Source organism: Clostridium sp. CAG:43, assembly GCF_000434655.1.
Taxonomy (GTDB): Bacteria; Bacillota; Clostridia; order Lachnospirales; family Lachnospiraceae; genus Otoolea; species Otoolea fessa.
On record NZ_FR895099.1, the window covers coordinates 29639 to 38912 of the forward strand.

Annotated in this window: 8 protein-coding genes; all 8 read right to left on the minus strand. The window is 48.2% G+C overall.

All coding sequences use genetic code 11. The features are described 5' to 3' along the window. Positions 1-44: 44 nt before the first annotated feature. Positions 45-1196 carry a (R)-2-hydroxyglutaryl-CoA dehydratase subunit beta gene (hgdB, locus tag QVO97_RS08705; protein WP_022359946.1) on the minus strand — a complete coding sequence of 384 codons (1152 nt, stop codon included), beginning with the start codon at positions 1194-1196 and terminating at the stop codon, positions 45-47. A 2-nt stretch (positions 1197-1198) separates the two neighbouring features. Beyond that, complete coding sequence (hgdA, locus tag QVO97_RS08710; protein WP_022359947.1) at positions 1199-2638, minus strand: (R)-2-hydroxyglutaryl-CoA dehydratase subunit alpha; 1440 nt, start codon at positions 2636-2638, stop codon at positions 1199-1201. Between the two features lie 34 nt (positions 2639-2672). Continuing rightward, positions 2673-3467: a (R)-2-hydroxyglutaryl-CoA dehydratase activase HgdC gene (hgdC, locus tag QVO97_RS08715; protein ID WP_022359948.1), complete on the minus strand. Its 795-nt coding sequence runs from the start codon at positions 3465-3467 to the stop codon at positions 2673-2675. Positions 3468-3903: 436 nt separating this feature from the next. After that, the gene (locus tag QVO97_RS08720; protein ID WP_022359949.1) at positions 3904-5670 is read right to left on the minus strand and encodes an acyl-CoA carboxylase subunit beta; all 1767 of its coding nucleotides are present in this window, start codon (positions 5668-5670) and stop codon (positions 3904-3906) included. A gap of 145 nt (positions 5671-5815) precedes the next feature. Further along, the gene (gene gctB, locus QVO97_RS08725) at positions 5816-6625 is read right to left on the minus strand and encodes a glutaconate CoA-transferase subunit B (protein ID WP_022359950.1); all 810 of its coding nucleotides are present in this window, start codon (positions 6623-6625) and stop codon (positions 5816-5818) included. A gap of 21 nt (positions 6626-6646) precedes the next feature. Then, positions 6647-7747 carry a CoA transferase subunit A gene (locus QVO97_RS08730; protein WP_022359951.1) on the minus strand — a complete coding sequence of 367 codons (1101 nt, stop codon included), beginning with the start codon at positions 7745-7747 and terminating at the stop codon, positions 6647-6649. Between the two features lie 141 nt (positions 7748-7888). Further along, positions 7889-9028 carry a sodium ion-translocating decarboxylase subunit beta gene (locus QVO97_RS08735; RefSeq protein ID WP_022359952.1) on the minus strand — a complete coding sequence of 380 codons (1140 nt, stop codon included), beginning with the start codon at positions 9026-9028 and terminating at the stop codon, positions 7889-7891. 11 nt (positions 9029-9039) lie between these two features. After that, positions 9040-9274 (minus strand): biotin/lipoyl-containing protein (locus QVO97_RS08740; protein ID WP_288189457.1); only part of this gene is annotated, 235 nt, incomplete at its 5' end.

A 9274-nucleotide genomic window follows, 5' to 3' on the forward strand; every position in this document is an offset into this window, starting at 1 on the left:
GGGCGTTTCTATCTCATCATTCAGTTTCCCAAACGAATCTTCTATTATTTCTGAAGTGCAAGGACATCAGCGAATGCCTGAATAGCAGTGCTTGCCTGACCGAAGTCTCTCATCTGCTGGTCGATACCCAGTTTGATGTGCGGAACACCTGCATCGTTCAGAGCTTTCTTCAGGTACGGATACTCCATCTCCTCCGGATCACAGAACTGCTGCATGAACAGTACCAGACCCTGAGCGCCGCTCTCCTTAACCATGTTAGCTACGAACTCACCACGACGGTTCTTGTTGGATTCCGGATCGTACAGAAGTACTTCGTAATCGATGTTAGCGAACTGTTTAGCCAGTGCTCTAACCGGATCCAGCTCGTCTTCCGGAGCGTCTACACGGAAGGAACGTGTCTCGTGTGCTACATCATCTGCAGCGATAGCGATGTTGTTCTCTTCGAAGATAGAAAGCAGCTTCGGATTATCACAGATAATACCGGAGGTAACAACCTTGGTTCCCTTCCAGTCACAGACAGGAAGTTTAGCCAGCTCTGCGTTCAGCTCGTTCAGCTTTGCAGTGTATTCCGGCTTCTCCATGAAGTAGAATGCCTTCAGAACTGCGGAACGCTTGGTTGGTGTGATAACATCACAGTGCTCGTTAGCCAGTTTTACGAACTCACGGCGAGCTGCACGGCTCTTGTTGTATACAACGATAGCATCCTGGATGTCAGAATCAGTAATCTTTCTTCCAGCGATCTCTTCCAGATCAGCTTTTACATGGTTGTACTGATCGATACAGAACTGAAGACCAAACTCTTCGAAACGGTTCTGCGGATGAGCTAAGAAGATAACTTTCATCTTGTCGCCCATAGCTACACGGAAGTTCTGGCTCATCGGACGAAGAGTATCACAGATAGTAGGTGTGATAATACCGTCTAACTGATCCATAGTTCCATCCAGCAGCATCTCCAGAGCTAACTGAGCGATGGTGCAGTAGAAAGTAGCGCAGTACTCTTTTGCACGGCTGATGGTCTTAGTGTTGGAACCCCACATACCCATCGGAACGATACCAGCGGCATATACAAGCTCTTCCGGAGCGTAGTAAGGAAGAACACCAACTACTTTTTTGCCCTGAGCTTTATATTCAGCAAGCTGCTGCTTCGGAGTTGCAGCTTTTACCTTAAATTCTTCTAATAATGCGTTAACACTCATGGTTATTTAGCCTCCTTTGCCTGCTTATTTGCTTCCATTGCCTCAACCAGACCCTCTACACGAGTCTCGTACTGAGCAGCATTGAAGTTACGCGGGTCAGCCTGATCGCCGTCGAAACCAGCACACGGGATACCCAGGTCAGCAGTAAAGCGACGCTGCATCTCAGCCATGTAACCACTCCACGGTTTACAGCTTCTGTTGTAGTGAACCAGAACGCCATCCACCTTGTTGTCACGGCAGATGCCTTCACGCCAGTCAACACCCTGCTCGATGCAGACAGAGTTCGGAGCTTTGTAGTAAGCACGAGCCATCTCATCGATGTTGTTGTAAACGAAACCGAATGCCGGAGCATATACAACGGCAGTAACGTTTACACCGTGGGTCTTCAGCGGTTTGAACAGAGCCGGCAGTTTCGGCCAGCACGGAATACCCTCGAACATAACACGGTATTTCTCCGGGAACGGAGTTGTGGTCTCACCCTTCTTAACTGTCTCTTCCAGGTCTTTTGCAAGTAATTCAAAAGCATCACCAGCAGCTACAGTAGCACGTGCAGTTACAACGTCTGCCATGTGGTTGAACAGGTCAAATCCACTATATGGAGCCGGTTTGTACTGCAGGAAATCACAGACTTTCAGCCAAGCCTTAGCGGTACGGTTAGCGTTTGCACAAGCCTGCTCGAACTTCTTCTCGTCGAACTTCTTGCCTGTCAGCTCTTCCAGCTGTTTGATAGCTTTGTCGAACTGAGCGCGAACGTATTTAACATTCTCATCATGAACATCTACTGTATTGTTGTACGGGATATCGATCATGATCAGCGGAATGTTACACATACGAGCGATGTTCTCATACCATTTTGTCATACAGTTACAGATGTTGTTGCAGCAAAGAACGAAATCCGGCTGCGGAATACGCATCTGACGAATCGGAGAAATAGCCTCAAGACGTTTCTCTTTTTCCGGACCATCCGGGAGTTTTTCAATCTCAAGCAGGTTGTCCAGCTGCAGATACGGAGTCTGAGTCTTCGGATCCTTCTTCGGTTTTCCGTCTTCACCCATCACTACGTTGCCGTCAGCATCTTTTAATGGTTTACCTGTGCTCGGATCGATGATGTATTCACCAGTCTCCGGATCATACTTACGGGATACACGTACACCAGCTGCATATGCAAGGCTGATACGAGCATAACCGCAGATATCGTTGTCATATCCAAGATCCTCAGCTGCCTGGCACATCAGCTCACCGTAACGGTTAGCTGCGATACCAGCTGCCTGGTTCTCCGGATACATAACGTGTAAATCAAATGCTGCTGCAAGCTCACACGGGAATTTGGAAGAAGACCATCCAACTAACTCGCCTCTTGCTTTGGCCTCACGCGCCTCTTTATGTACGTCATCTACGACTTTACGAAGCGCAAGAACACCAGGACTAACTTGTTTTGCCATAATAATTATCCTCCATTCTTAAAAATTAACTTAGTTACTTCTGACGGCTGGCTACCTGATATGCCATCAGGGCTGCGCCAAGCGCGCCGTTATACTGTGTCAGCGGGGATGTATAAATCTTTACGCCAAGCTCAGCCTCAAGCGCATCTACTACGCCCTGGTTCTGAGCCACACCGCCTGTCATAACGACATCCGGCACTACACCGATTCGGTGGGCAAGACCCGTGACACGATGTGCCACTGAACGATGAATACCGGCAATGATATCACATTTATCCGTTCCCATCGACAACTGGCTTATAACCTCACTCTCTGCAAAAACCGTACAGGTGGAACTGATTCCTACCTGCTTCTTGGACATAGCGCCAAGACGGCCTAGATCACTTACCTCAACTTCGAGAACGCGAGCCATAACATCCAGGAATCTTCCGGTTCCGGCTGCACACTTATCGTTCATCTGGAAGTTTGTCATGACACCGTCCTCAACGCGAAGAACCTTCACGTCCTGACCGCCGATGTCAATTACGGTATGAACCTTCGGGAAAAGGAAATAAGCGCCCTTTGCATGACATGACAGCTCACTCATCTGCTTATCGGCAATTCCGTCCATCAGAGATGTACGTCCATAACCGGTAGCCAGTGTGAATGCCATATCTTCTTTCTTGAGGCCTGCATCTTCCAGAACTGCCTCGATGGCACGGTTTGGACCGCTGGTACCTGCTCCAACGTCAATCAGAGACTTACCTACGATCTCCTTGCCATCCTTCAGGATGATACATTTGGAAGCTGTAGAGCCTACATCGATACCTAAAGTGAAAATTTCGCTCATGATGTATCTTTTTCCTTTCAATACTGACTTTCTATGCCTGATTTTTGTTTCAACGATGTTTTGGCAGATCCGTGCTATCACATCGTCTCCACCCATCATAATACCACAAAATCAACTAAAAGTCGCTGTAAAATCTTGAAAATGTTATAAAATAATTCTTAACAAAACTATTACTTATTACTTATCTGCCTGAGTATACCAATAAATCGAGCAAAGGTTCCAGTTCCTTTGCCCGATTTATCTGCAAGCATCCGGCAAAACGGTTCATTTACAGTCATACAGACAAGCCGCTTCGCCAGAGCCTCACACTATTCACACTATCAATTTGTTACTTATCACTATTTACACTATCACTGTCAGCCGCGTACTTACGCGCCTTCTCTTTTTAAAATGTTATCTTAGCGGCACCTATCACAATGCCGTTTTAATTTGATAATTATTTACCGTAGTTGATGAACTCACGAGTAGATCTCGGAGCCAGCATCTGATGCATCGGGCAGATAGCCTGAGCATTCTGATAATAAGCCTCGGTAAATGCCTGGATGTACGGACGAAGATCGGTCAGATCTACGATCTCATCAACCATACCCTGTTTTGTACAGTATTTCGGACGAGATTTGTCTGTGTACATCTGGATCATAGCGTTCATCTTGTCGATGATCGGCTGAAGCGGCTCGCCAGCTTTTTTAGCCTTAACAAGCTTTCTGGAGTACATAGCGTTTGCAGCGGTCTCACCCGGCATTACGTAGTACTCGCAAGCACCTGTACCGATAGAGAATACGTTGGTGTTGTTGCCCTGCGGACCACCCAGAACGTAGTGAGCAGCAGCACTTGCCTTACGAAGAGTAACCTCCAGAGACGGAAGTTTAGAATTCTCGATGGAGTAAATCAGGGACTGACCTAAACCAAGCAGCTCTGCCTTCTCAGCGTCATCGCCTACATCGATACCTGTGGTATCCTGCAGCCAGATAATCGGTGTCTTATCACGAGCACACAGAGTAACGAACTCGTTCATCTTAATCAGACCCTGACGGTACAGCTTACCACCGATACCTACAGAACCCTGTTTGTACTCCGGATAGTTCATGAGTAAGCCCTGTACGTTAGCGATAACACCAACCAGAAGGCCGTTAACTTTTGCAAGACCAGCAACGATCTCCGGACCGTAGCCTTTCTTGTACTCAAAGAACTCACTGTTATCGAACAGACGGCCGATTACATCGTAGATGTCGTACGGACGTTTCTGGTTCATCGGGATGATGCTGTACAGATCCTCAGCCGGAAGCTGCGGAGCCTTCGGGCTGTCAACACGGAAGAACTCCAGGTTGAAGCACGGAAGGTAGTTGATGTACTTCTTGATTCCCTCGATAACGCCTAAATCATCCTCGTAAACCTCACGGAAGAATCCGGTCTCATCATAGTGGATCGGCACGGAACCCGGAGCCGGAACGTGATGTTTGCTGTTCTCGATCTGAGCGTTAACGATCTGCTCTGCTGCTTCCTCATCGATGTAACCCTTCGGGTTCATACCGGAAAGGATACCAGCGCCACCAACTGCCATGTTCGCATCTTTATGAGCGATCAGGATAGTCGGGGAAATGCTGTGGTAACCACCACCTGCCGGGTTGGTTCCGTAGATACCTACGATAACCGGAACACCAAGCTGGTTTAACTCAGCGTTGCGGAAGAACGGTGTACCACCACCACGACGGTTCGGGTATACTTTGTCCTGGTTCGGGAACTCAACGCCTGAGCAGTTTAACAGGTATACTAACGGCAGATGCAGCATCTTAGCGGTATCTGCAGCACGGAGCAGGTTATCTGCCTGTCCCGGAACCCAAGCACCAGCCATCTTCTTGTTATCAGAAGCGATGATGTAAACCCATTTGCCATTTACACGGCCAAGACCATTCAGAACGTTAGTTGTCTGGAAACGGTTGTCTTCCGGATTGTAAAGGCTGTTTAACGGGCACCATGTACCTGGATCGATCAGGGCGTTGATACGCTGTGTAGCAGAAAGCTGTCCACGTGCGTTTAACTTCTCTTCGGTTGTGATACCAGCATCAAGAGCCTGCTTAATGGACTCATGGATGTCGTTCTCAACAGCCTTCAGTTCCTGCTCGTTTTCCGGATTCGGATTAACCAGAGCTTTACCAACGGTAGGCATATTCTGGAAATATCCTGGCATTGAATACATATTCATGTCTTCTTTTCTCCTTATAAAATAAAAAATAAAAATGGTTATAAATGAATTGCTTGCGGGACAGTTCGTCTCCTGTCCCGCCTGCAATCAGTAACTAATTAATCGACAGAAATGATATCTGTCTTGATTCCCGATGGAAGGCTAATTACTTAGTCTCCTTCGGAACTTTGATGAATGCCTGACCTGGGTCGATCTCTTCACGAATAACGCGGATGATCTCCGGATCCGGACCTTCCATCAGCTGAGCTCTGGAGGTATCGATCTCGAAACCAGTGTTCTCCTGAACCATTTCCGGAGAGGAGAATGGATAGTAGTAAGCCAGATACATTCTCTTGGTCTCTTCGTCGAATTTCATGATACCAAGATCGGTAACTACCATCTGCGGTCCACGGTTGCCCGGAAGACCTGCTCTCTCACGTCCGCCAGGGCCGTCCATCCAGCCACAGCTTGTGATGTAGTCAACATGATCCATGAATCTTCTCTTCTGATGCTGCATCATGATGATGGTGTTGCAGAAGGTAGCGATTCCGTTTGCACCGCCAGAACCGGTGAAACGTGTGGTAGGTTTAACATAATCACCCTTACCAAAGATACAGGTAGAGTTAACGTTTCCGTACGGGTCGATCTGAGCGCCACCGATGAATGCGATCATACGATCAGCATCATGTAACCACTCATTAGCCTCGAAACCTACGAAACGAATGTTCGGCCACTGTACTGCACAGTGAGCCATGAAACGGTTATCACCTACAGAACGCGGAACCTCGATCGGAGAACAATCCATAAGACCACTCTCTACGATCGGATGGCAGCTCGGGCAAACAACACGTTTTGCCAGGGATGCACCGATTAACGGAAGACCGGTACCAACGATAACGATCTGATTTTCTTTAATATTTTTTGCGATGGCGTAAGCCTGCATTTCCTGCTTTGTATACTTTGTATAATCAGCCATTTTAGATTTTCCCTCCCTCAATTAATGTCTGGTAGAATAGCCAAGATGCGGCTCATTCTTAAGGTTCATGAGGCGAGCGCCGCCCAGTACGTTGAGCAGATCATCCTGATCCTTGCATCCATATACATACTTCTGAAGGTAATCCTTGAAGGTCTCCGGAATCTTGGTGCCGTCAGCAGCATCTTTTGCAGCCTGTGCAGCAACTTCTGCAGCTTTTGCAAGCTTCTCATCTTCCGGCTTAGCAGCAGCAGCCTTAGCAGCTTTGTCTGCAGCCTTCTGAAGCTGTGCCTTAGCATCCTCAGCGTCAAGGTACTTGGAAGCCTTGTCGTACTCTTTCAAGCCCTTATCATCATCATCATAGTAGCCGTAGCACTGTGCCGGCCAAGCACCGTACGGTGCACGAACAACGGCGTCTACACACTCACCAAAGATTCTTGTCTTGGTTGGGTCACGACGGATATACTCATCACTTACGATCTCCTCGCAGGTAACGATACAACGTTTTGCAGCTACAGCGATATCTACGTCATGGAACTCATCACCATCGATGATACAGGTTCCATCCGGAGATGCCTGCTGAACATGGATGATAGCGCAGTCAAGCTTCGGAACCGGAACAGCCAGCAGCTTCTCGCCTGGCTCAAGCGGGTTCTCGATCTCTACGCATTTCAGGTTGTCAACACCTTCCATGGTTCTTCTCTTCTCTTCGCTGATACCCCAGAACTTAACAAGTCCGGAGCCCTGCATCATACGTACCGGCAGGTACGGAAGACCCAGAGATGCAGCATGAAGCTGAAGCATCAGAACGTCCTGAGAATAATCCTCATATGTAAGCTCACCCTTCTCGATAGCTGCACGGAAACGACGAGCTACGTTGGTGTAACCAGAGTTTGCAGTATAGCAGTTGATGTAGGCTCTCACACGGCCCTCACCGATTAACGCATCCCAGTCACCACCTGCCGGGCCAGACCAGCCTACAAAACCAGTTTTACCCTGACGAAGGATCTCGTAAACTGCTGCATACGGTTTACGGTTTGTTGTAAATCCGCCGAGACAAAGTACATCGTTGTCACATACATACTTTTCTACGGCATCGTGTAAAGACATTACTTTATTAGCCACAATAAAGCCTCCTTTAAAAAAATTTTCTATAACTACCTATATAAATAAGTAAAAACGGGATCCGGTACTTCCGGCGCTGCGGTCTTTCGCAGGCCAGATGCAGCCAGATCCCGGCTGCAACAGCCAAAAATCAATATTCGATTAACCGAAAATCAGCATGAAGAAACCTGCTGCTACGGCAGAACCGATAACACCTGCTACGTTTGGTCCCATAGCGTGCATCAGAAGGAAGTTGGTCGGATTCTCTTTTGCACCAACTGTCTGAGAAACGCGGGCAGCCATCGGTACAGCAGATACACCAGCGGAACCGATTAACGGGTTGATCTTGCCGCCGGTTACAGCGCAAAGCACCTTACCAAGGAGAACACCTCCGATGGTAGCGAATGCGAATGCAAGAAGACCCATGCAGATAATAGCGATGGTCTGAACACGCAGGAAAATCTCGCCGTTTGCGGTCGCACCTACGGTAGTACCAAGCATGATAGTTACGATGTTGCACAGTGCGTTCTGAGCTGTATCAGAAAGACGCTCTGTAACACCAGATTCACGAAGCAGGTTACCAAGCATCAGCATACCAAGCAGCGGAGCTACGGACGGAAGAAGCAGGGAGCAGAACAGTACTACGAATACCGGGAATACAATCTTCTCAACCTTGCTTACCTTACGGAGCTGCTTCATAACGATGGAACGCTCTTTCTTAGTGGTAAGAAGCTTCATGATCGGCGGCTGAATCAGCGGAATCAGCGCCATGTAGGAGTAAGCGGCAACGGCGATCGGAGCAACCAGATCCGGTGCCAGGTTGTTAGCTACATAGATAGCGGTCGGACCGTCTGCACCACCGATGATACCGATAGCGGCAGCCTCGCCTACTGTGAATAAGCCAGTTGCGTTAGCCAGCATGAATGCAATGTAGATACCGAACTGAGCAGCTGCACCAAGCAGAAGGCTCACCGGGTTTGCAATCAGCGGACCAAAGTCTGTCATGGCACCTACTGCCATGAAGATCAGACACGGGAACAAACTGGACTTAACACCGCCGTAGATGATACGCAGAACACCTGCGGTATACCACGGCTCGCTTTCCTTCATCAGGTCAGCTAACGGCAGGTTTGCCAGGAACATACCAAATGCAATCGGAAGCAGAAGAAGCGGCTCGAACTGCTTTTTAATTGCCAGGTATAATAATACAAAAGCAATGAGAATCATTACACAGCTTCTCCAGGTCAATGCTGCGAAACCCGACTGTGCAAGAAGCTCTTTTAATATTTCAAAAAAGTTCATTACCTAACCTCCTAGTTCAGAGCAACCAGAGCAGCTCCTGTATCAACAGAATCGCCAGCCTTAACAAGGATCTTGCTGACTGTACCGTCTGCCGGAGCAACGATCTCAGTCTCCATCTTCATGGCTTCCATAATAACTACTACTTCGCCAAATTTAACTGCCTGTCCTTCAGATACTTTGATGTTCAGGATTTTACCTGGCATCGGAGCTTCTACGGTAGTTGCGCCCGCCGGAGCTGCTGCCGCC